The following is a 21,453-nucleotide window of genomic DNA, read 5'->3' on the forward strand; positions in this document are numbered from 1 at the left end:
GTTCGCCCTCGATGCAGGCCACCAGGAACTCCATCACTACCTTTAATTACGACGATGGCCGATTCGCCGACCATGTGTTGCAGTTTTCGCGCCTGCCGCACACGCGGTTTGATCGTTAACTATGGCAATGTTTCGGGCTCGCTGACGGACCTCGACCCGATTGAACTGGGCGAAGCCGGATCGTTATTTTTGACGCGGCCACGGCTGGCCGACCACATGGCCGATGGGGCCACTGTGCAGCGACGCGCCAATGCGGTCTTTGCGGCGATGCTCGAAGGGGCTTTGACGGTGGATATCGAGGGGCATTACACGCTGGAGACCGTGCAGCAGGTGCACGAACGCATCGAAGCGCGGCAACAGGTCGGCAAGGCGGTGCTGTGGGGGGACCGTGAGTTGCATTAATAGCGGGCGAAAAAAAAACCGGCTGATCAGGCCGGTTTGGGGTTCCCGCAAGCAGCGGGAGGTTAAGCGTTGTTGCCTTGCAGACGATCAGCACCGCCTTCAGCCAGACCGCGTTCTTGCAGACGATCAGCACCACCTTCAGCCAGACCGCGTTCTTGCAAGCGATCAGCACCGCCTTCGGCGACACGGCGGTCCAGCAGGCGGTCCGAACCACCCTCTGCAACACGACTTTCGATCAGGCGATCCGAACCGCCTTCAGCAACCACTGGGTGAGCAAATGCATTTGCAGCAAGTACCGAGAAAGCGAGGCTAAGCAAGATTTGGCGTTTCATGATGGTGTGCTCCGAGTGTTTTAGTTTGGGTGTTGCCTGGTATGGGTTTGATGGTACGCGTTGCATTTTTTAAGAGAACTTCATTGGGCTGATGGTGACTATCGACGCCAGCGATGGCTCGTGTTGGCGGGCCATCGCGGGGCCGGTCATGGCATCTGCGGCAATTCCTGTGGGCGCAGGTCGAACACCAGCACTTCGGCGTCTTCACCCTGGCTCAAGCGGATCTGCCGCTCATCCCGTACCCGAGCGCCATCGCCTTCCTGCAAGCGCTGGCCGTTCACTTCAACGCTGCCCCGGGCCACATGGATGTACACGTGGCGGTCCGGCGGCAGGTTCAGGGTTGCGGCTTCGTCACCGTTGAACAGCCCGGCATACACCCGTGCGTCCTGACGCACGCTGAGGGCGCCGTCATTGCCCTCTGGCGAGATGATCAACTGCAGGCGCCCACGTTTCTGCGCCTCGCTGAAGTGCTCCTGCTGGTAGCGCGGCTCGGCGCCGGCCACCGCGGGCACGATCCAGATTTGCAGGAAGTGCACGCCACGGCTTTGGCTGTGGTTGAACTCGCTGTGGGCTACACCGCTGCCGGCGCTCATCAGTTGCACGTCGCCAGGGCGGATCACCGAGCCGGTGCCCAGGGTGTCCTTGTGTTCCAGGGCGCCTTCGAGCACATAGGAGAAAATCTCCATGTCGCGGTGTGGGTGCTGGCCGAAGCCTTTGCCAGCGGCGACGCGGTCATCGTTGATCACCAGCAGGTCGGAAAACCCTTGTTCATTCGGGTTCCAGTAGTTGGCGAACGAGAAGGTGTGGAACGACTTCAACCAACCGTGATTGGCGGCGCCGCGTTCGGAAGCTTTGCGAAGGGTCAACATGGTCTTGTCCTCAAGTGGGAGCGGGCTGCGACATGCAGGGCTCCGTCGTTGAGAAAGAGATTAATGGTTACTGGACGGTTGATTAAGAAGGTGGATTCTGAATAACTGTCGCTTATGAGTTGACAGTTTCAGGCATGGCATACTGTCCGCCGTTTTCCTTTTTTGATGGACCTTTCCCTGTATGAAAACCGTGGCCATGGCGCTGTTTCCGGACTTCCTCCTGCTCGACATGGCCGGGCCGCTCGAAGTGTTCTCCATTGCCAACCGCTACCTGCCGGCGGCCGCGCACTACCAGATCCTCACTATCGGCACCGAGCCCGGCCCGTTGCGTGCTTCCAACGGCGTGATGGTGCAGACCGATCTGCTGCTGGACCAGGCCCTGGATGCCTACGACTTGCTGCTGGTGCCCGGCGGGCCCGGTGCCTATAACGAATGCCACCCCGCGCTGTTGCCCTGGCTCAAGGCTGCGGCCCCACGGGCGCGGCGCTTCGGCTCGATCTGCACCGGTGCGTTCGTGCTGGGGCATGCAGGCCTGCTCGACGAGCACCGTGTAACAACCCATTGGCACTACACCGAACGGCTGATCAAGGCGTTTCCCAAGGCGATTGTCGAGACGGATCAAATCTACTTGCAGGACGGGCGCTTGATCACTTCGGGTGGCGTCACGGCCGGTATCGACCTGGCGTTGTCGGTGGTGGCCCAGGACCATGGCAAGCAAGTCGCGGTGGACGTGGCCAAGGTGCTGCTGGTGGTGATGAAGCGCCAGGGCGGCCAAGCTCAGTTCAGCCCGATGACAGCGGCGGTTGCGCCCCAGGAAACCGCGATTACCCGCGTGCAGAACTATGTCCTGGCGCATTTGGAGCAGCCTTTCACCATCGAATCCATGGCCGAGCTGGCCGGCATGAGCGCACGCCATTTTGCGCGGCTGTTTGCCAAGGATGTGCAAATGACGCCCATGGCGTTCCTGCAAGGTGCGCGCATCGACCGCGCCCGGCAGTTGCTGGAATCCACCGACCTGCCGCTCAAGACCGTGGCTTTCCACGCAGGCTTCGGCAGCGTGCGGCATATGCGCTTTTTGTTCAGTGAGAAGCTGGGCCTCAACCCGACCCAATACCGACAGCAGTTCAGTTAACGACAGAATGTCCGTCTCGCGCACCCGATTGTCCGTGTCGCTCCCCGTTCCAGCATTGTCCTGTCATCGCCAACTGGCAAGATAGCGTCAAGCCCATGGAAAAGGATGCGCAAACGCCCAAGGCCGGGTGTTTCAGCGCGATGACCCACATGAATAACCCTCAGGCGATTGACGCTGATGGCACGGTCCGCTTCGGCGCCTATGTCTTTCACCGGCAACAGCGGTTGGTCAGCAAGGCCGGCTGGCCCGTACCCTTGGGCGGACGTGCGCTGGATATCCTCACGGCGCTGCTCGAAGCGCCTGGGCAGTACATCAGCAAGGCCACCTTGATCGAGCGGGTCTGGCCGAACAGCGTGGTGGAAGAAAACAACCTGCGCGTGCACATCGCCGCACTGCGCCGCGCCCTCGATGGGCAACGCTTCATTCTCAACGACCCGCAGCGCGGCTACTGTTTCACAGCACCTGTACAGGACGCGGTACACGTCATGCTGCCCCGGCACAATCTGGCAGCGCGGCTCAGCCCTGTGATTGGCTGCGATGAACTGTTGGGTGTGCTGGTGCGGCGCCTGTCGGGGCAGCGCCTGATGACGCTCACCGGGTGCGCCGGCGTAGGCAAGAGCACCTTGGCCCTGGCGCTGGCCGAGCGCGTATTGCCGCGTTATCGGGACGGTGTGTGGTGGGTCGATCTGGCCACCGTGGAAGCGCCGATGAGTATGCTGTGCCACCTGGCCACCGCGCTGAACCTTGAACCGAGCGCCAGCGCTACCGAGTTAAGCCGTCAATTGACCTCCCGCCAGCTGTTGCTGGTGCTCGACGGCGCCGACCTTCTGCTCGGCGCCTGCCGTCACCTGGTGCGGGTGCTTGGCAAAACAGCGCCTCAAGTCAGTGTGCTGGTGAGTAGTCGTGAGGCCCTGCAAGTCCACGGCGAATGGGTGCAGCGCGTGCCCCGGCTGGCGGTGCCTGCACCGTCGGCACTGAGCAGTGTTGAACAGGCGATGGCCTATCCGGCCGTGCAATTGTTCGTTGCCCGCGGGCGTGCCAGTCAGCAGGGCTTCGTGTTGCGGCCCCAGGACTTGGCGCCGCTGCGGGATATCTGCCGACGCCTGGATGGCATTCCCCTTGCCCTGGAACTGGCGGCCGCTCAAGTGGATGCCCTGGGTGTGCGCGGGCTGCAGCAGCAACTGTGCAAGGGCTTGCAGGTGCTGACCCGCGGCCGCCGTACGGCAGTGGAACGTCACCAATCCCTGACCGCCGCCCTGGACTGGACCTGCGAGCGCCTGAGCCTGCCGGAGCGCTGGCTGTTCCTGCAATTGGGGTTGTTCAAGATGGCGGTAACCTTGCCCACCTTGGGTGAACTGGTCGCCGGCACCGAGCTGGAACACGCCGATCTGTCCTACCTGCTGAGGCGTCTTGTCGGCGTGTCGTTGCTGACCCTCGAGCCCGGCCCCGGCAACCCGCGTTACCGTCTGCTCAATTGCGTGCGCAGCTATGCCCTGGCACAACTGCGCGATCCGGAGCAGGTGGCGCGTTTGCAGCAGGGTTATGGACATTACCTGGGACCGTTTTCAGGCCGGCCGTTTGTCCTCAAGCTCGTCGAGCAGGCTGCGTACGCGAACTAGGTCCTGGGTGGCGAAGCCTTCGGTGAATCGCGCGTAGATTGAACTCAACAGGTCGCGTGCAGCTTGCTCGCGACCTTGGGACAGCCACAGCCGCGCCAATGATGTCGCGCAACGCAGCTCCCAGGCGAGCGCGCCTTGCTGGTGCGCCAGCGCCAGGGCATCGTGCAGCAGTGCTTCGGCCGCGTGGATATCCGCCATGCTGTTGGCGCGTACCCGCAGAATTTCCGGCGCACACCAGCCCGCGTCGCCTGTGCGTGCGCGGTCGAAGGCAGGCTCATCGACCGTGTGTGCATCGAGCGTGATCAGGATGTCCTCGATCAGCCCCAAGCCTTGCCAGTCTTTATGCCCGAGGATGCCGGCGTAGTGCCCCGCCCAAGTCTGGAACAGTTGCACCGAATGCTTGTGCGCGTGTTCCAGCAACAATGCCTGCAGCGTCTGAGCGCTGTCCTCTTCACCGTTGTAGCGGGCGATCACCACGCCTGCCAGGGCCAGGGTGTAGCAGATGGAAGTGCCATGATTGATTTGCAGCGCCAGTTCCAACGCCTGGCTGGCGGTACGCCAGGCTTGCTCGGGGAAACCTTGCAGCCAGAGGATTCGCGCCAATACGGTCAGGGAGGCAACGTTTTGGTCGTATTGCACGCCAATCCCGTGGGCGAACCGGTTGAGGTGGCCGCTGTGCGCCATGCGTTGGATCAATTGTTCGGCGTTATGCCGGGCGAGTGCCTGATTGCCGTTGTAGTGCTGCGCCAATACCCGCAGGCGTTGGGCGCTCAAGTCCAGTAGCGGGTCAGTGCGTGGGTCGAGGCGATCAAATTGCATGCTCTGCGCCAACGCCTGGCGATAGCGGCCTGCGCACAAGTTCACCGCCAGATGACCGGAGATGGCGCGCATTTGGCCAGCGACATCCTGGCGCTCCTCAGCCAGGCGTTGAGCCCCGACAAAGGCCGCGATGGTCTGGGGAGCAGCCCCCATGGCGTGGTAAGACAGGCTGCCCAGCGCCAATTGCAGTTGCATTGTCAGTTGAGTGCAGGGCGTACGGACCTGCTCAATCAACGCCAGCGCCTTGCCCACATACAAGCCGTGTTCCCGGAGCAACGACAACTCTTGCCAGAGCGGCATTGCGCTGACCGTCAAGCGGACAGCCAACAGGTGTTCACCGCCCTGTGCGAGCCCCCAGTCGAGCGCGGCGCGGACGTCTTCGCGCAGCGGTGCGTAGCGGTCGATCCAGGGCTGGGTCGCGATCAGCTCCCAATCGCCGCGCGCCTGCTCCATCAGTGCCAGGCAGCGCGCTGCATGGCGCTCGCGGGTGGCGTCGAGCTCATGGGCAACGCTGAGTTTTTCCAGGGCGTAGGTGCGCGTGATGTCCAGCAGCCGATAGCCCATCTCGTCATCACCGGCCTCCACATTGAGCAAGGATTTGGCCACCAATTGCGTGATCGAACCCAGCACCTCAGCCGGCGCCACCTGTTCCCCGGCAATCACCGCTGCGGCGCTCGCCAGGCTGAACCCACCTCGGAACACCGCCAGGCGCCGCAGGCAGACTTGCTCGCAGGCGGTCAGCAGCTCAAAGCTCCAGTCCAGCGTGGCGCGCAGGGTCTGATGCCGCGGCAGCGCACTGCGTCGGCCACGGGTGAGCAGGCGGAAGTTGTCTTCCATCTGCACCAGTAGCCTGGGCAGGCCGAAGCGTTCGATTTGCGCCGCCACCAACTCGATCGCCAGGGGGATGCCGTCCAGGCGCTGACAGATATCAATCGCCAGCGGCAGTTCGGTTTCACTCAGTTCAAAACTGTCCTGATATGACATGGCCCGCTCGATCAACAATTGCAGGGCCGGGTAGCCCAATGCCTGGGCGCGGTTACCGGAGGCAGGCGGGCAGGCCAGGGGTTCCAGGCGCTGCACGTACTCGCCCTCGGCGCGCAATGCCTCGCGGCTGGTGGCCAGGATGTTCAGCCTGGGCGCGTGGCGCAGCAAGGTTTCGCTGATCAGGGCGATGTCATCGAGCAGGTGTTCGCAGTTGTCGATCACCAGCAGCAACTGGCGCTCCTGCAAACTGCGGGCGAATGTGGCCAATGGTTCGTGCTCGACGTGGGTCAGGTCGAGCAGGGCGGCGAGATTGGGCAGGATCATCGATGGCGCGCTCAGCGGCGCCAGGTCGAGCAAGCGAATACCGTCGCGGTAATGCCCGATCAGCAATTCCGCCACGCGCAAGGCGACGGTGGTCTTGCCGATGCCGCCGGCGCCGGTCAGGGTGATGAAGCGTTGTTCGGGCAGTTGTTGCACCAGGCTGTCGATCAGGGCCTGGCGGCCGATCATCCGGGTGCGGCGCAAGGGCAGGTTGTGGCACGGGCTTTGGGGAGCGCCGTCGGTGGGTAGCGTCATCGGTTCGATGCTCAGTGGCGCAACAAAACTGTAGCCGCGCTGGGCCACGGTGACGATATAGCGCTGCCCGGCCTGGCCGTCGCCCAAGGCCTTGCGCAACGCCGCCATGTGCACGCGCAGGTTGCCGTCCTCGACCACGCTTTTCGGCCAGACCCGGGCGATCAGTTCCTGCTTGCTCACCACATTGCCGGCCTGCTCCAGCAGGATCAGCAGGATATCCACTGCCCGCCGTCCCAGGCGCAACGGGCGACCCGCCTCCAGCACCAGGCGTTGGCGCGGGTGGATGCGGTAAGGGCCGAAATGCACGGCCTGATCGCTGAGGTCACTCATGGGTGGCCATGCTCGGGAGGGGGGAGCGGCCAGCATATTCCAGGTCCGTACAGACCACTAGGCAGCAATCACTTGAGGCTTGTGGCGCGAGTGGTGATTTCGCCAGGTCATCGGGTTGACGCCCTCGCTGCGGGTGAACATATGGCAGAAGTGCGCCTGGTCGCAAAACCCGCACTCCAGGCTGATTTGCGTGAGGCTCAAGGAGGAACTGGTGATCAATTCCTTGGCTCTCTGGATGCGCTGTTGGCGGATCCACTCCTGCGGCGACAGCCCGGTGCTGCACTTGAAGGCGCGTGAGAAATGGCTGCGCGACAACGCACAGGCCTGGGCCAGGTCGGCAATGGCCAGGCTTTCGCCGAGATTGGCCAGGATCAATTGCTTGGCGATACGCTCGCGCCGGGGGCATAGGCCACCGGTGGCGGATAAACGAGGGGCATATTGCTCGAGTCGGGCCATGACAAATATCCGCAGTCGATGGGAGCGTTCCCGTTGAATGGATGCAGTGTAGACGCCGCTAATCTTGTTGCCGGACCGCCCGGCTGACGAGTTAATCGTTGTTAATTTCGTCAGGTGCCGGCCTGGAAAAGACAGCACAGCCATGCAATCCCAACTGCGCTTCGTGTGTTTATCTGTAGGCTCTCCAATCGTTTGGATACCACCATGAACCGCAACGACCTGCGCCGCGTCGACATGAACCTGCTGGTGATTTTCGAAGCGCTGATGTTCGAGAAGAACCTGACCCGGGTCGCCGAAAAACTCTTCATGGGCCAACCCGCGGTCAGCGCGGCGCTGGGGCGTCTGCGCGATTTGTTCGACGACCCTTTGCTGCTGCGCAACGGGCGGGGCATGGAGCCCACGCCACGCGCGCTGGCGATACTCAAGGAGTTGCAACCGGCGATGGACACCATTTCCGGCGCGGTCAGCCGTGCCAAGGATTTTGATCCTTCCACCAGCTGTGCGGTGTTCCGCATCGGCCTTTCCGACGACGCCGAGTTCGGCCTGTTCCCGCCACTGCTCAGCCAACTGCGCGAAGAGGCCCCAGGCATCATCGTGGTGGTGCGTCGGGCTAATTACTTGCTGATGTCATCGTTGCTGGCCAGTGGTGAGATATCCGTTGGCGTGAGCTACACCACCGAACTGCCGGCGAATGCCAAGCGCAAGAAGCTGCGGGACATCCCATGCAAGGTCCTGCGTGGGGACGACGGCGCCGAGCCGCTGACCCTGGATGACTACTGTGAGCGGCCCCATGCGATGGTGTCGTTTTCCGGGGACTTGAGCGGCAATATTGACCTTGACTTGGCGCGCATTGGCAGGGCGCGACGGGTGGTGCTGGCGGTGCCGCAGTTCAGCGGCTTGCGCGCGTTGCTGGCGGGCACGCAGATTATCGCGACGGTGCCGGATTACGCGGCGTGTGCGTTGACCGAGGGCACGGCGTTACGGGCGGAGGATCCGCCGTTTGCGATCGAGGCGGCGGAGTTGTCGATGGTGTGGAGCGGGGTGCATGACAATGACCCGGCGGAGCGGTGGTTGAGGGGGAGGATTGGGGAGCATATGGCGCGGGTGGTTTGACCTTCTGGGTACATATCCGTTATTTGCGTAACGGCGGCTTATGGTTCCGCCCTTACGGCGGGTCACTTTCGAAAAGCGCGAAAGTAACCAAAGCGCTCTTGCCCCAACACTCGGCACCTCGCCTAGGCTCGGTGTGCCCTCACTCCGGCTTTGGAGCGTGGGCCGGAGTGAGGGCATGTCGAGCCTAGGCGAGACACCGAGTGGTGGGGCAAGAGCCCTTTTGGTTACTTTTGGGGCTCTTTTCCAAAAGTGACCCGCCGTAAGGGCGGAACCATAAGCCGCCGTTACCCCAATAACGGATATGTACTCACCCCCACCCCAAGAAAATTGGTCACCCATTCTTCCCCAAAATTGGATATTCCTCCCCAACCCCCCGGTGACTAACCTAGCCACCAACCCCACCGTTCCGGAGCAATACCATGCAAACCCGTACCGATTTCTACACCGCCTCCCCAGACGCGATGAAAGCCATGCTCGCCTTGGAGGCCGCCGTCGGCAAACTGTCCATCGAGCTGCCATTGCTGGAGCTGATCCGCCTGCGTGTGTCGCAGATCAACGGTTGTGCCTTCTGCCTCGACATGCACACCGCTGACGCGCGCAAAGGGGGCGAGACCGAGCGGCGCCTGTACACCGTGTCGGCCTGGCGTGAAACGCCGTTTTTCACACCGCGTGAGCGCGCCGCGCTGGCCTGGGCCGAGAGCTTGACCCTGCTGAGCCAGACCCACGCCCCGGATGAAGATTTCAACGCGCTGGCCGCCGAATTCAGCGCCCAGGAGCAAGTCGACTTGAGCGTGGCCATCGCCACCATCAACAGCTGGAACCGCCTGGCGGTAGGTTTTCGCAAGATGCCGAAGTAACCCGTCAGAAATTGACCGACGCACTCAGGCGCGCCGTCAATGGCGCGCCTTGGAACAGGTAGTCATCGCCCATGTACTCGCCCGCGTCGCGCCAGTAGCGCTTGTCGAACAGGTTGTCGACGCTCAGGCGGAACACCGTCTCATAGCCGTCCACCTTGGTGGTGTAGCGGCTACCCACATTCACCACCGCGTAATCGCCCACTTCCACCTTGCCGGTGCGGTTGGCGGACTTCTTGGCGCTGTATTGCACGCCACCCAGCACCGCGAGGCCATTCACCCACGGCAAGGCATAGTCGGCATACACGCTGGCACGCAGCTTGGGCACGTTGATCGCCTGGTGACCTTCGTACTCCGGCGTGCCGCTGCCGGTGACCCGCGCACGAATCGCCGCCACGCTGGTTGCAATTTGTAGGCGGTCGGTGGCCCAGCCGTTGGCCGACAACTCCAGCCCGGTGTTTTTCTGCTCGCCTTGTTGCACATAGGTGAAGTTGCCCGCGCCGTCGGGCTGGGCGTACTGGTAGGCCTGGCGGGTCTGGAACACGGCGGCGGCGAAGCTGATGCGGCGCCAGTCGTACTTCACCCCGGCTTCGATTTGCCGTGAGGTGGTCGGGGCCAGGGTTTCATTGGCGTTTCTGGCGTACCAGGGGGCGGTGCCGCCCAGGGACAGGCCCTTGCTGTAGCTGGTGTAAAGCGAGAGGTTGTCCACCGGCTTGTAGATAATCGATGCCTGGGGCAGGAACACATACCGTTGAGTGTGGCGGGCTTCATTGCCGTTATCGTCAAAGGCGCGCTCATCCAGGCGCACTTCACGGCCGCCAAGAAGGGTTTGCCAGTGCTCGTTGAAGAGAATGCGGTCGCTGGCAAACAGGCCGTATTGGCGGCTGTCGAGGTTGCGATGGCTGTCATTCAATGGGACGTCAGTCGGTGTAAAAGTCGGGGCGTCGGCGTTGATATTGCCGCTGCCGATCCACTCGTTGACTGGTTTGCGCTTGTCGATCACGCGGCGAAACGCGCTGGTACCGAAAGTCAGTTCATGGCCCAGGCCGGCGGTGTCGAACAGCCCGGTCATTGCCGCTTGTACTTCATCGTCGCGACGGGTGTCGTCCGGGCTGCGGTAGTCGTAGATGTCGTAGTTGCCTTCGGGCGTGAAGGTGTTGCCTACGCCGCTGGTGGCGCCACCCCAGGCAAACGAACTGTAGTCATCGATCACCACCTTGCTGCGGGCGGCACTGACACTGCCTTTCCACTGGTCGCTGAAACGGTATTCAAACTTGCCGTTGAGGTTCAGTGATTCAATGCCCACCTGCCTGGAGCCGCTTTGGTGCCCCAGCAGTTTTTTCGGCGAGGCGTCGTGTGGAACCTCAGTGCCGCCCAACAACTGGTAACCCGGCACCGAGCGCTGTTGCTTGTCCTGGTATTCCGCATCCAGTTGCAGCACCGCATCGGGGCTGATGTTCCAGTCGAAGGCCAAGGAGACGAAATCGCGCTGGCCATTGGCGTGTTCGACATAGGCATTGAGGTCTTCATGGGCCACGTTGGCGCGCAGGCCGAACTGCTGCTCGCTGCCAAACCAACCGCCGACGTCGGTGGCGATGTAGCCGCTGCCGCGATCGTCGGTGGAGACGGTCACCGAGCGCACATCTTCCGGGCGCTTGGTCACGTAGTTGATCACGCCGCTCGGCTCGGAGATCCCGCTCTGCAAGCCCGCCAGGCCTTTGAGTACTTCCACCTGCTGCTTGTTTTCCAGGGCGACGTTTTGCTCGCCGGTGATGGTGCGCCCGTTGATCTTGTAGCTGCTCGCCGCGTTCAGCGAGAAGCCTCGCACCACGAAGTTTTCGTAATAACCGATGGGCGCATAGCTGTCGCCCACCGAGGCGTCGTTGCGCAGCACTTCACTGAGCAGGCGCGCTTGCTGGTCTTTGATCAGCGCGGCATTGATCACGCTGATCGACGCCGGGGTGTCCAGCAGCGGCGCGTCATCGACGCCGCCCACCGAGGCGGTTTCACTGCGGTAGCCGGACTCATCCTGGCCCTGGACCTTCACCGCCGGCAGTTCAATTTCAGCCGCCAGGCTGCTACCGATGCCGCCGCTGAGTAGCAAACCGAGGGCGAAACGTGAGGTGACGACGGGACGAAAACGCAAAACCATGGGGGCAAGGCCTTAAAGCGCAGGGCGGGGGGCGCATAAACTAGGCATAACCGCGCACTTTTACAAGTTTTCGAGAATGGTTCGCGGCTTGAGACAATCCGTCTCAACCTTCCCACCGATCCCACTGCGCCTCGACAGGCCAAGGTGCACCTGCGATAGACAAGGCTTCCTTCATCACTCGCAGGAGATAGCCATGAGTATCGCTGGAAAAGTTGCGCTGGTAACCGGCGCCGGGCAGGGCATTGGCCGGGCCATCGCCCTGCGCCTGGCACAGGACGGTGCCGACATCGCCCTGGTGGACATCAATGGCGCCAAGCTCGAAGCGGTGGCTGCCGAAGTCGTGGCGTTGGGACGCCAGGCCTCGGTGTTTGTCGCCGACGTGTCCAAGCGTGAGCAAGTCGTGGCGGCGGTGGAGCACGCGCACCAGACCCTGGGTGGCTTCGACATCATCGTCAACAACGCCGGGGTCGCGCAGATCGACTCACTGCTGGACGTCAGCCCGGAACAGGTCGAGCGCACCCTGGGCATCAACGTGCAAGGCGTGCTCTGGGGCATCCAGGCTGCCGGCAAGAAATTCAAGGCGCTGGGGCAGAAGGGCAAGATCATCAATGCCTGCTCCATCGCGGGCCACGAAGGCTTTGCGCTGCTCGGCGTGTACTCGGCGACCAAATTTGCCGTGCGCGCCTTGACCCAGGCGGCGGCCAAGGAACTGGCCAGCGCCGGGATTACGGTGAATGCCTACTGCCCGGGTGTGGTGGGCACCGATATGTGGGTCGAGATCGACAAGCGCATGGCCGAGATTACCGGGGCTGAAGTGGGGGCGACGTACAAAAAGTATGTGGATGGGATTACCCTGGGTCGCGCAGAAACGCCGGAGGATGTGGCGGGGTTGGTGTCTTATCTGGCAGGGCCGGACTCCGACTATATGACCGGGCAAGCTCCGCTGATTGACGGCGGCCTGGTCTACCGCTGATCCCCCAAGGCCTACTCGGTTGAATGTGGGAGCAGGAAAGCCAGCTCCCACATTTTTGGTCTCACTGTGTCAGGTGGTTTTGCCGGGCATGTCGATACCTAGCTGGTTAACTCGGCGATACAGCGTTGCCCTTGAGATGCCCAACGCCTGCGCCGTTGGCAACGGCTTCCAACGATGCCGAATCAACGCATCCAGCACCACCTGCCGCTCCGGACTCACGTTATCTTCCACCCGCGCCTCAACCTGATCCCCTCGCACCTCCACCGGCAGATCCGCCACCTGCAGCGTCCCGCCTTCACATACCGCACACGCATACGCCAGCACATGCCGCAATTGCCGCACGTTGCCCGGCCAGGCGTAACCCAGCAGCAGTTCCAGCGCTGCCTGGCCGATGCCCACCGCGACGCCGCTGTTGCGCGCTTCCTGCTCCAGTAGTCGATTGATCAAGGCCAGTTTGTCGGTACGCTCGCGCAACGGCGGCAGGCAGAAACGCGCGCAGCCGAGGCGAAAGTACAGGTCTTCACGAAAACGGCCCTCAGCGACCAACACCGATAAATCTCGGTGGCTGGCGCAGATCACCTGGATATCCACCGCGCGGGTTTTCGCCGCGCCCAGCGGCGCAACTTCCCCTTCGGCCATCACCCGCAGCAGGCGCGTCTGCAAGGCCAGGGGCATGTCGCCGATTTCATCCAGGAACAACGTGCCGCCATCGGCCTGTATCAACAACCCCGGCATGCCTTTGCTGGAGGCGCCGGTGAACGCGCCGGCGACGTAGCCGAACAGCTCGCTTTCAATCAGGTTCTCTGGAATCGCCGCACAGTTCACCGCCACAAACGGCCCATCGCGACGGGCACTGCGCGCATGCAGTTGGCGGGCGAAGACTTCCTTGCCGGCACCGGTTTCACCCTGCACCAGCACGGGCAGGTTGCGGTCCTTGACCCGCACGGCCAGGCGCAGGTGCTCTTCCACGCGCGCATCGACCAGCGGGATCAACGCCGCACGCGCCGGTTTGCGGCGCGGTGCATTGACGCGTACATGCAGGGCGCCAGGCTCGCCAATCCAGTGCAGTTGCTGGGCCGATTGGTCGGTCACTGCGCGCAATGCATCCAGGTCGAACACTTCACCGATATGCTCCGGCACCTGGCCAAAGCGCAGGCGCAGGGCCTGGCGCGCTTTGCTATTGAGGGCATGCAAGCGACCGTCTCGGTCCCAGGCCAGCAGCAGGTCGGGCTGGCTGTCCACATAGCCGGGCGTGCTGTGGGCTTGCAGCACCCAATGCTCGCGGGCGGTGTGCATGAAAAACGCGTTTTCGATGGCCTGGGCACTCTGCGCCACCATCTGCCGCACCAAATGCTGGCTGCGGCGGTCATCCGGGGATTTGAACGCGGAGGCGTCCATCACCCCGAGCAGGTTGCCCTGAGGGTCGAAGATCGGCGCGGCGGAGCAGGTGAGGCCGATAAATGCCGCACGAAAGTGGTCGCGCTTGTGCACCGTCACCGCCGACTTGCTGGTGAGCACCGTGGCCACGCCGCACGTGCCTTCTTCAGCTTCCGACCAGCAGGTGCCCAGGTACAGGCCGGCCTTGCGGCAGTCGGTGCGTATCGAGGTGTCCACGCGGTGGTCGATGGTCTGGCCCTGGGCGTCGGTGAGCATCACGCAGTAGTCGGCCTGGCGCACGCGGTGGTGCAGTTGCCCGACTTCTTCGCTGGCGATGCGCATGAACAGTTCGGCGCGCTCGCGGCATTCCTTGAGCAAGGGCTCGCTGAGGATGCGCGGGCCCTGCAGGGAACCGGGGTCCAAATGGTGTTGCTCCATGGACCGCCGCCACGAATCGAAAATCAACGACGGCACCGGCGCCTGGGGCAGGCGATCGGCATTGCGGACCACGCGACTGACGCAGTCGACGTGCTCCCTGGAGTTCGCGGCGAGCATAAGGCCTCCGGTTCTCGGTCTTTGTTGTTATGCCCGCCATTAAGCGCGCATGCGTCGGGTGGGACAAGCAGTGGCTGACCAACTGCCAGGCATGAGACGCAGCGTCTCAAACACCCTGAGACACGGCCTGCACTGTGCAATGCGCCGTCTCATTCTGCGCGGGCAAGTAGCACCCGCACAACGCCAGGGCACTGCTCTGGATCAATGCTTTGCGAGGTTTTCCCGGGGCTTGGCACAGCCTGTGCTGAATGCCCTGTAGCTGGCCGTAGCCAGCCTTTTGTGTGTCGAGACAACCTGGAGAACAACAAGATGTCCACTCACCTGTCCACCGATCAATTGCTGCATGCCTATACCGTGATGCGCACCATCCGTGATTTCGAAGAACGCCTGCACGTGGAATTCGCCACCGGCGAGATCCCCGGGTTTGTGCACCTCTACGCCGGCCAGGAAGCCAGCGCCGCCGGGGTCATGGCCCACCTCAACGATGAAGATTGCATCGCCTCCAACCACCGTGGCCACGGCCATTGCATCGCTAAGGGCGTGGATGTGTTCGGCATGATGGCCGAGATTTATGGCAAGAAAACCGGCGTTTGCGGTGGCAAAGGCGGCTCCATGCACATCGCCGACCAGGAGAAGGGCATGCTCGGCGCCAATGGCATTGTCGGTGCCGGTGCGCCATTGGCCGCTGGTGCGGCGCTGGCCTCCAAACTCAAGGGCAGCCAGGGCGTGGCCGTGGCATTTTTTGGCGACGGTGGTTCCAACGAGGGCGCGGTGTTCGAAGCGATGAACCTGGCCTCAATCATGAAACTGCCGTGCCTGTTCGTCGCCGAAAACAATGGCTATGCCGAGGCCACCGGTTCCGGCTGGTCGGTGGCGTGCAAGGACATTGCCGAACGCGCCGTGGGGTTTGGCATGCCAGGCGTAATTGTCGATGGCAATGATTTCTTCGCCGTGCATGAGGCGCTTGGCGTCGCCGTGGAGCGAGCGCGCAAAGGCGATGGGCCGACGCTGGTTGAAGTGAAATTGAGCCGCTTCTACGGCCACTTCGAAGGTGATGCGCAAACCTATCGCGGCCCGGATGAAGTGAAAAAACTGCGCGAAAGTGCGGATTGCCTGGCGCTGTTCCGCCAACGCTGCAGCGCCGAAGGCTGGCTGGACGCGGCGCAATTCGAACGCATCGACGGCGAGGTTGCACAGTTGATCGAAGACGCCGTGCGCCTGGCCAAATCCGATCCCAAGCCCCAGGCCGCCGACCTGCTCAGCGATGTCTACGTCGCCTACCGCTAATAACAACAACTACGTGGAGAGAACTTTATGGCTCGCAAAATCAGCTATCAGCAGGCGATCAACGAAGCCCTGGCCCAGGAAATGCGCCGTGACCAGAGCGTGTTCATCATCGGCCAGGACGTGTCCGGCGGCACCGGTTCCCCTGGCGAACAGGATGCCTGGGGCGGTGTACTCGGCGTGACCAAAGGCCTGTACCCGGAATTTCCCGACCGCGTACTCGACGCGCCACTGTCCGAAGTCGGCTATGTCGGCATGGCGGTCGGCGCCGCCACGCGCGGCATGCGCCCGGTGTGCGAGTTGATGTTCGTCGACTTTATCGGCTGCTGCCTTGACCAGTTGCTCAACCAGGCCGCCAAGTTCCGCTACATGTTCGGCGGCAAGACCACTACGCCGCTGGTGGTCCGCGCGATGTACGGCGCCGGTCTGCGTGCGGCGGCCCAGCATTCACAGATGCTCACTTCGATGTGGACCCACATTCCCGGCCTCAAGGTGGTGTGCCCGGCCACGCCCTATGACGCCAAGGGCATGTTGATCCAGGCGATCCGCGACAATGACCCGGTGATCTTCCTCGAGCACAAGATGCTTTACAGCCTGCAAGGTGAGGTGCCGGAGGAGCTGTATACGGTGCCTTTCGGCGAAGCCAACTTCGTGCGCGAAGGCAAAGACGTGACCCTGGTGACCTACGGGCGCATGGTGCATATCGCCCTGGAGGCCGCCGCCAACCTGGCCCGCCAGGGCATCGACTGCGAAGTGCTGGACCTGCGCACCACCAGCCCGCTCGATGAAGACAGCATCCTCGAAAGCGTGGAAAAAACCGGGCGGCTGGTGGTGATCGACGAGTCCAACCCACGCTGTTCCATTGCTACCGATATCAGTGCCTTAGTCGCCCAGCGGGCGTTTGCCTCCCTGCGCGCACCGATTGAGATGGTCACCGCGCCGCACACGCCGGTGCCGTTTTCCGATGCGCTGGAAGACTTGTACATCCCCAACGCCGCGAAGATCGAGGCCGCCGTGCTGAAGATCGCTGACAAGAGGAATGCCGCATGATCCATACCCTGACCATGCCCAAGTGGGGGCTGTCGATGACCGAGGGCCGCATCGACGTCTGGCTCAAGCAGCCCGGCGATCGGGTGGAGAAGGGCGAGGAGGTGCTGGACGTGGAGACCGACAAGCTCTCCAGCAGTGTCGAAGCGCCCTTCAGTGGTGTGTTGCGCCGGGTGCTGGCGCTGAGCGACGAGACCTTGCCGGTAGGTGCATTGCTGGGGATTGTGGTGGAAGGCGAGGCCACCGAGGCCCAGATCGATGCGGTGATCGAAAGCTTCAACGCTGGGTTTGTCTCAAGCAGCGCCGAGGCCGAAGCAACTGGGCCGAGTGCGCAGAAGGTCGAAATAGGCGGGCGCTTGCTGCGCTATCTCGACCTGGGCGAAGGCGGCACGCCGTTGGTACTGGTGCATGGGTTTGGCGGTGACTTGAACAACTGGCTGTTCAACCAACCGGCATTGGCCGCCGAGCGCCGCGTGATCGCCCTGGACCTGCCGGGGCACGGCGAGTCGGGCAAGCACCTGCAAAACGGCGATGCGCAGGAGTTGAGCCTGGCGGTGTTGGACTTGCTTGACCACCTCGATCTTGACCGCGTGCACCTGGCCGGGCACTCCATGGGTGGGCTGGTTTCGCTGACGGTCGCTGGCCAGGCACCCGAGCGTGTCGCTTCGCTGACCCTGATCGCCAGCGCCGGCCTGGGCCCGGATATTAACGGTGATTACCTGCAAGGGTTTGCCGAGGCCAATAACCGCAATGCGCTCAAGCCACAGTTGACCCAACTGTTCAGCGACCCGGCGTTGGTGACGCGGCAGATGCTGGAGGACATGCTCAAGTTCAAGCGGCTGGAAGGCGTGGACCAGGCATTGCGGCAGCTCAATCAAAAGCTGTTTGAGGGCGGGCGGCAGATGATTGATGTGCGCAATGTGGTGGGCCGACAGCCGAGCTTGGTGATCTGGGGGAGTGAGGATGCAATCATCCCGGCCAGGCATGCCGAGGGCTTGGACGCCCAGGTGGAAGTTTTGCCAGGGCAGGGGCATATGGTGCAGTTGGAGGCAGCAGAGTACGTCAACCAGCTAATGGCGACCTTCCTCAAATCCCAAGCCTGATAGAGATCCAAATGTGGGAGCTGGCTTGCCTGCCAGCTCCCACAGTTTTGGGCGCATTTCAACCATGGCGCTTCAGGGTTTCGCTGGGCAACTCCTTGAACAACGCCCGATAACTATTGGAAAACCGCCCCAAATGCCAGAACGACCAGTTCATCGCCACTTCGGCCACGGTTGAGTCAGGTGAACCCAGCAACTCCCGCCGCGCCCCGTTCAACCGGCGCAACCGCAACCACTGCGCCGGGCTCATCCCCGTATAGGTCTTGAACCCTTGCTGCAACTGACGCAACGGCACGCCGGCAATCTGTGCCAGTTCCAGCAGGTTGACGGCTTCATCCGGCGCATCCGCCGCCCATTCGCCAATGCGCGCCATCAGCAGGCGCGCTTCGCCGCGTCGTTGCAATGAACTGCTGTCCAGGCACACACAGGCGTTGTCGAGGATGAACAGGCAATCGTCGAGTAATTGCTGGCTGAGCGCGTCACGGCTGGCAGGGTCGATCACGGCGGACAAGCGGGTGAGGGTGCCACTCAGCCAGCGGGTGAACAGTGCATTCTGCTGGCAAGTCAGCGGCGCCATGAACAAACCTTCCAGCTTTGCCACGTCCAAGCCATGGCGCTGCACGAACTGCGGCCCGAACACCACCGCCACTTCGCGGTAGTTTTCCGGGGTGATCCAGGTGTTGCGGCTTTCGCCATTGAGCAGGTACAGCGCGTTATCGCTGCCGTCGAAACAGAACGCGAGGGCGCCGGTTGGCGCGTTGAAATGTTGTTCCACCCGCGTGTTCATGCACTCTTCGTAGACCTCCACGCCTTGCAGGTCGAGGTAGCGGATCTGCCCCGCAAAATGCCCCGGGGACATCTGCTGGTACTGTTGCACCCAGCCGGGTGTCGCACTGCATTGGGCGGCCACATCACCGGTGGTGAAGGCCTGTACGCGCAAAGCGGTTGCCTGTGTCATGGGTGATCCGTGCGCACTCTATTGGTGCGTTATGGTGCGTGCAAAGTGGATAGAGGTGGTTCGACATACGGCTCAAGATAGACCTCAATGCGCGGGCAGTTCAACCCGGCGCGGCATCCCCTCTGCGAGGTTTCCGATATGCGTCTTGTGAACAAGCTTATCCCCCTGGCCTTGGTCGCCGCCCTCAGTAGCACCAGCGAAGCGGCACAAACCGTGAGCGTCTACAACTGGACCGACTATATCGGCGAGACCACCTTGGCTGACTTCCACGCCAAGACCGGGATCAACGTGGTCTACGACGTGTTCGATTCCAACGAAACCCTGGAGGGCAAATTGCTCGCCGGGCGCACCGGTTATGACGTGGTGGTGCCGTCCAACCACTTCCTGGCGCGCCAGATAAAGGCCGGCGCATTCCTCAAGCTGGACCGCGCGCAATTGCCCAACTTCAAGAACCTCGACCCCAAATTGCTCGCGCTGCTGGCAAAAAACGACCCGGGCAACGCGCACTCGGTGCCGTACCTGTGGGGCACCAATGGCATCGGCTACAACGTCGACAAGGTCAAGCAGGTGCTGGGCGTGGACCATATCGACTCGTGGGCGGTGTTGTTCGAGCCGGAAAACATCAAAAAGCTCAATCAGTGCGGTGTGGCCTTCCTCGATTCGGCAGATGAGCTGTTCCCGGCGATCCTCAACTACATGGGCAAGGACCCACGCAGCGAGAATCCCGAGGACTATAAGCAGGCCGAGGCCAAGCTGCTGACGCTGCGGCCGTACGTCACCTACTTCCATTCCTCCAAGTACATTTCGGACCTGGCCAACGGTGATATCTGTGTGGCCTTCGGTTATTCCGGGGACGTGTTCCAGGCGGCCAACCGTGCCAAGGAAGCCAAGAACGGGGTGAACATCGCCTATTCGATTCCCAAGGAAGGCTCCAACCTGTGGTTCGACCTGCTGGCGATTCCCGTCGACGCGAGCAACCCGAAACAAGCTCACGCGTTCATCAACTACCTGCTCGACCCTGAAGTGATCGCCAAGGTCAGCGCCTCGGTCGGTTACGCCAATGCCAACCCGGCGGCCAAGGCCTTCATGGCCCCGGAGCTGGTGAACAACCCTGAGGTGTACCCGCCGCAGGAAGTGCTCGACAAACTCTACATTTCCACCACGCCAACCCCGGCGACCATGCGCCTGATGACCCGCGCCTGGAGCAAAGTGAAGACCAACAAATGACCCCATCCAGTGACCACGCCCGATCCTATTACCGTGCTTCGGCCAATGCCCTGCCGGAGCGCCCGTCACTCGGCGCAGACTTGAATGCCGATGTGTGCGTGATCGGCGGCGGGTTCACCGGCGTGAATACCGCTATCGAACTGGCGCAGCGCGGGCTCTCGGTGATCCTGCTGGAGGCCCGGCGCATCGGCTGGGGCGCCAGTGGGCGCAATGGCGGGCAGTTGATTCGCGGTATCGGCCACGATGTGTCGGGGTTTGCCAAGTATGTGGGCGAGGAGGGCGTGCGTTACCTGGAGCGCGCCGGTATCGATTCGGTGGCGCTGGTGGGCGAACGGATTCGTGAGCACAACATCCAGTGCGACCTGCGCTGGGGCTTTTGCGAACTGGCCAATACGCCGGCGCAGTTTTCGGCGTTCAACGCTGAACAGGAGCACCTGGCGAAGCTGGGGTACACCCATGAAACCCGGCTGGTTGGCCCGCAGGACATACAGCAAGTGGTGGGCTCGACGGTGTATGCCGGTGGCCTGGTGGACATGGGCTCGGGGCACTTGCACCCGCTGAATCTGGTGTCGGGTGAAGCGCAGGTCGCCGAATCCCTCGGGGTGCGAATTTTCGAGCATACCGAGGTGTTGGAACTGACCCATGGCGACACGGTTCAGGTGCGCTGCGCAGGGGGCACGGTGCGCGCCGCCCATCTGGTGCTGGCGTGTAATGCGCATCTGGAAGAACTCGAACCGCGCTTGAGCGGCAAAGTGCTCCCGGCCGGCAGCTACATCATTGCCACCGAGCCGCTGTCGGGAGAAATGGCCAACCAACTGATCCCGCAAAACCTGGCGCTGTGCGACCAGAAAGTCGGCCTGGATTACTACCGGCTGTCCGCCGACCGTCGCCTGTTGTTCGGTGGTGCCTGCCATTACTCCGGACGCGATCCGGCGGACATCGCCGGCTATATGCAGCCGAAAATGCTCAAGGTGTTCCCGCAGTTGGCCAATACCGCGATTGAGTTCCAGTGGGGCGGCAAGATCGGCATCACCGCCAACCGCTTCCCCCAGGTCGGGCGCTTGAAGCAATACCCCAATGTGTTCTACGCCCAGGGGTATTCCGGGCATGGGCTGAACGTGACCCACTGGTGCGCGCGGTTGTTGGCTGAAGGGATTCATGCAGGCGCGGGCCAGGGCCTGGATATTTTCAGCCAAGTGCCACACATGACCTTCCCCGGCGGCAAAGCGTTGCGCTCGCCGCTGCTGGCGTTGGGGATGATGTGGTATCGCCTGCGGGAGCTCGTCTAGCAGGC

At 62.5% G+C, this 21,453-nt stretch carries 17 protein-coding genes and 1 pseudogene; 11 read left to right on the forward strand and 7 right to left on the reverse strand.

Features of this window, described 5'->3' with window-relative positions:
- Positions 1 to 75: 75 nt before the first annotated feature.
- Positions 76 to 402 (forward strand): annotated as a pseudogene (locus tag BFP95_RS06095) (zinc-binding dehydrogenase); the annotation flags it as partial.
- A gap of 62 nt (positions 403 to 464) precedes the next feature.
- Here BFP95_RS06095 and BFP95_RS28785 read toward each other — a convergent pair.
- Together BFP95_RS28785 and BFP95_RS06105 are read right to left on the reverse strand one after the other, a co-directional pair.
- On the reverse strand, positions 465 to 734 hold the full coding sequence (locus BFP95_RS28785) for a hypothetical protein (protein WP_083224206.1): 270 nt from the start codon (positions 732 to 734) through the stop codon (positions 465 to 467).
- A 146-nt stretch (positions 735 to 880) separates the two neighbouring features.
- Entirely contained in the window at positions 881 to 1,603 is a 723-nt protein-coding gene (locus BFP95_RS06105; protein ID WP_065909592.1) for a pirin family protein, read from the reverse strand.
- Between the two features lie 181 nt (positions 1,604 to 1,784).
- Here BFP95_RS06105 and BFP95_RS06110 point away from each other — a divergent pair, with 181 nt between their 5' ends.
- Positions 1,785 to 2,735: a GlxA family transcriptional regulator gene (locus tag BFP95_RS06110; RefSeq protein WP_065876071.1), complete on the forward strand. Its 951-nt coding sequence runs from the start codon at positions 1,785 to 1,787 to the stop codon at positions 2,733 to 2,735.
- Positions 2,736 to 2,830: 95 nt separating this feature from the next.
- Positions 2,831 to 4,354, forward strand: coding sequence for a winged helix-turn-helix domain-containing protein (locus BFP95_RS06115; protein WP_065909594.1), 1,524 nt, complete (start codon positions 2,831 to 2,833; stop codon positions 4,352 to 4,354).
- Here BFP95_RS06115 and BFP95_RS06120 read toward each other — a convergent pair.
- Complete coding sequence (locus tag BFP95_RS06120; protein WP_065909598.1) at positions 4,301 to 7,063, reverse strand: ATP-binding protein; 2,763 nt, start codon at positions 7,061 to 7,063, stop codon at positions 4,301 to 4,303. The two genes, BFP95_RS06115 and BFP95_RS06120, sit on opposite strands and share 54 nt — an antisense overlap.
- Positions 7,064 to 7,120: 57 nt before the next feature.
- Positions 7,121 to 7,519 (reverse strand): helix-turn-helix domain-containing protein, encoded by a 399-nt coding sequence (locus BFP95_RS06125; RefSeq protein WP_065876074.1) that lies wholly within the window; start codon positions 7,517 to 7,519, stop codon positions 7,121 to 7,123.
- Between the two features lie 204 nt (positions 7,520 to 7,723).
- On the opposite strand from BFP95_RS06125, the gene BFP95_RS06130 reads away from it, so the two are divergent.
- Both BFP95_RS06130 and BFP95_RS06135 read left to right on the forward strand, forming a co-directional pair.
- Positions 7,724 to 8,632 carry a LysR family transcriptional regulator gene (locus BFP95_RS06130; protein ID WP_065876075.1) on the forward strand — a complete coding sequence of 303 codons (909 nt, stop codon included), beginning with the start codon at positions 7,724 to 7,726 and terminating at the stop codon, positions 8,630 to 8,632.
- 419 nt (positions 8,633 to 9,051) lie between these two features.
- A complete protein-coding gene (locus tag BFP95_RS06135; RefSeq protein WP_049708741.1) occupies positions 9,052 to 9,489 on the forward strand; it encodes a carboxymuconolactone decarboxylase family protein in 438 nt (145 codons plus the stop codon).
- Positions 9,490 to 9,493: 4 nt separating this feature from the next.
- On the opposite strand, the gene BFP95_RS06140 is transcribed toward BFP95_RS06135, so the two are convergent.
- Positions 9,494 to 11,638 carry a TonB-dependent siderophore receptor gene (locus tag BFP95_RS06140; protein WP_065909600.1) on the reverse strand — a complete coding sequence of 715 codons (2,145 nt, stop codon included), beginning with the start codon at positions 11,636 to 11,638 and terminating at the stop codon, positions 9,494 to 9,496.
- Positions 11,639 to 11,831: 193 nt separating this feature from the next.
- On the opposite strand from BFP95_RS06140, the gene BFP95_RS06145 reads away from it, so the two are divergent.
- On the forward strand, positions 11,832 to 12,611 hold the full coding sequence (locus tag BFP95_RS06145; protein WP_065909605.1) for an acetoin reductase: 780 nt from the start codon (positions 11,832 to 11,834) through the stop codon (positions 12,609 to 12,611).
- A gap of 69 nt (positions 12,612 to 12,680) precedes the next feature.
- Here BFP95_RS06145 and BFP95_RS06150 read toward each other — a convergent pair whose 3' ends face one another.
- Positions 12,681 to 14,543, reverse strand: a complete 1,863-nt coding sequence (locus tag BFP95_RS06150) for a sigma-54-dependent Fis family transcriptional regulator (protein ID WP_065891226.1) — start codon at positions 14,541 to 14,543, stop codon at positions 12,681 to 12,683.
- Between the two features lie 309 nt (positions 14,544 to 14,852).
- Here BFP95_RS06150 and BFP95_RS06155 point away from each other — a divergent pair, with 309 nt between their 5' ends.
- From BFP95_RS06155 to BFP95_RS06165, 3 genes are read left to right on the forward strand one after another with little or no spacing between them, the layout of a single operon-like run.
- A complete protein-coding gene (locus BFP95_RS06155) occupies positions 14,853 to 15,830 on the forward strand; it encodes a thiamine pyrophosphate-dependent dehydrogenase E1 component subunit alpha (RefSeq protein WP_065909607.1) in 978 nt (325 codons plus the stop codon).
- Between the two features lie 27 nt (positions 15,831 to 15,857).
- Positions 15,858 to 16,877: an alpha-ketoacid dehydrogenase subunit beta gene (locus tag BFP95_RS06160; RefSeq protein WP_049708736.1), complete on the forward strand. Its 1,020-nt coding sequence runs from the start codon at positions 15,858 to 15,860 to the stop codon at positions 16,875 to 16,877.
- On the forward strand, positions 16,874 to 17,977 hold the full coding sequence (locus BFP95_RS06165) for an acetoin dehydrogenase dihydrolipoyllysine-residue acetyltransferase subunit (protein ID WP_065881717.1): 1,104 nt from the start codon (positions 16,874 to 16,876) through the stop codon (positions 17,975 to 17,977). Before BFP95_RS06160 ends, BFP95_RS06165 begins: the two co-directional genes overlap by 4 nt.
- A 58-nt stretch (positions 17,978 to 18,035) precedes the next feature.
- Here BFP95_RS06165 and BFP95_RS06170 read toward each other — a convergent pair whose 3' ends face one another.
- A complete protein-coding gene (locus tag BFP95_RS06170; protein ID WP_065876081.1) occupies positions 18,036 to 18,932 on the reverse strand; it encodes a helix-turn-helix domain-containing protein in 897 nt (298 codons plus the stop codon).
- 138 nt (positions 18,933 to 19,070) lie between these two features.
- On the opposite strand from BFP95_RS06170, the gene BFP95_RS06175 reads away from it, so the two are divergent.
- Both BFP95_RS06175 and BFP95_RS06180 read left to right on the forward strand, forming a co-directional pair.
- Positions 19,071 to 20,159, forward strand: coding sequence for a polyamine ABC transporter substrate-binding protein (locus tag BFP95_RS06175; RefSeq protein WP_065891250.1), 1,089 nt, complete (start codon positions 19,071 to 19,073; stop codon positions 20,157 to 20,159).
- On the forward strand, positions 20,156 to 21,448 hold the full coding sequence (locus tag BFP95_RS06180) for an NAD(P)/FAD-dependent oxidoreductase (RefSeq protein WP_065881714.1): 1,293 nt from the start codon (positions 20,156 to 20,158) through the stop codon (positions 21,446 to 21,448). Before BFP95_RS06175 ends, BFP95_RS06180 begins: the two co-directional genes overlap by 4 nt.
- Positions 21,449 to 21,453: the final 5 nt, after the last annotated feature.

Source organism: Pseudomonas sp. 58 R 12, assembly GCF_900005865.1.
Lineage (GTDB): Bacteria > Pseudomonadota > Gammaproteobacteria > Pseudomonadales > Pseudomonadaceae > Aquipseudomonas > Aquipseudomonas tritici.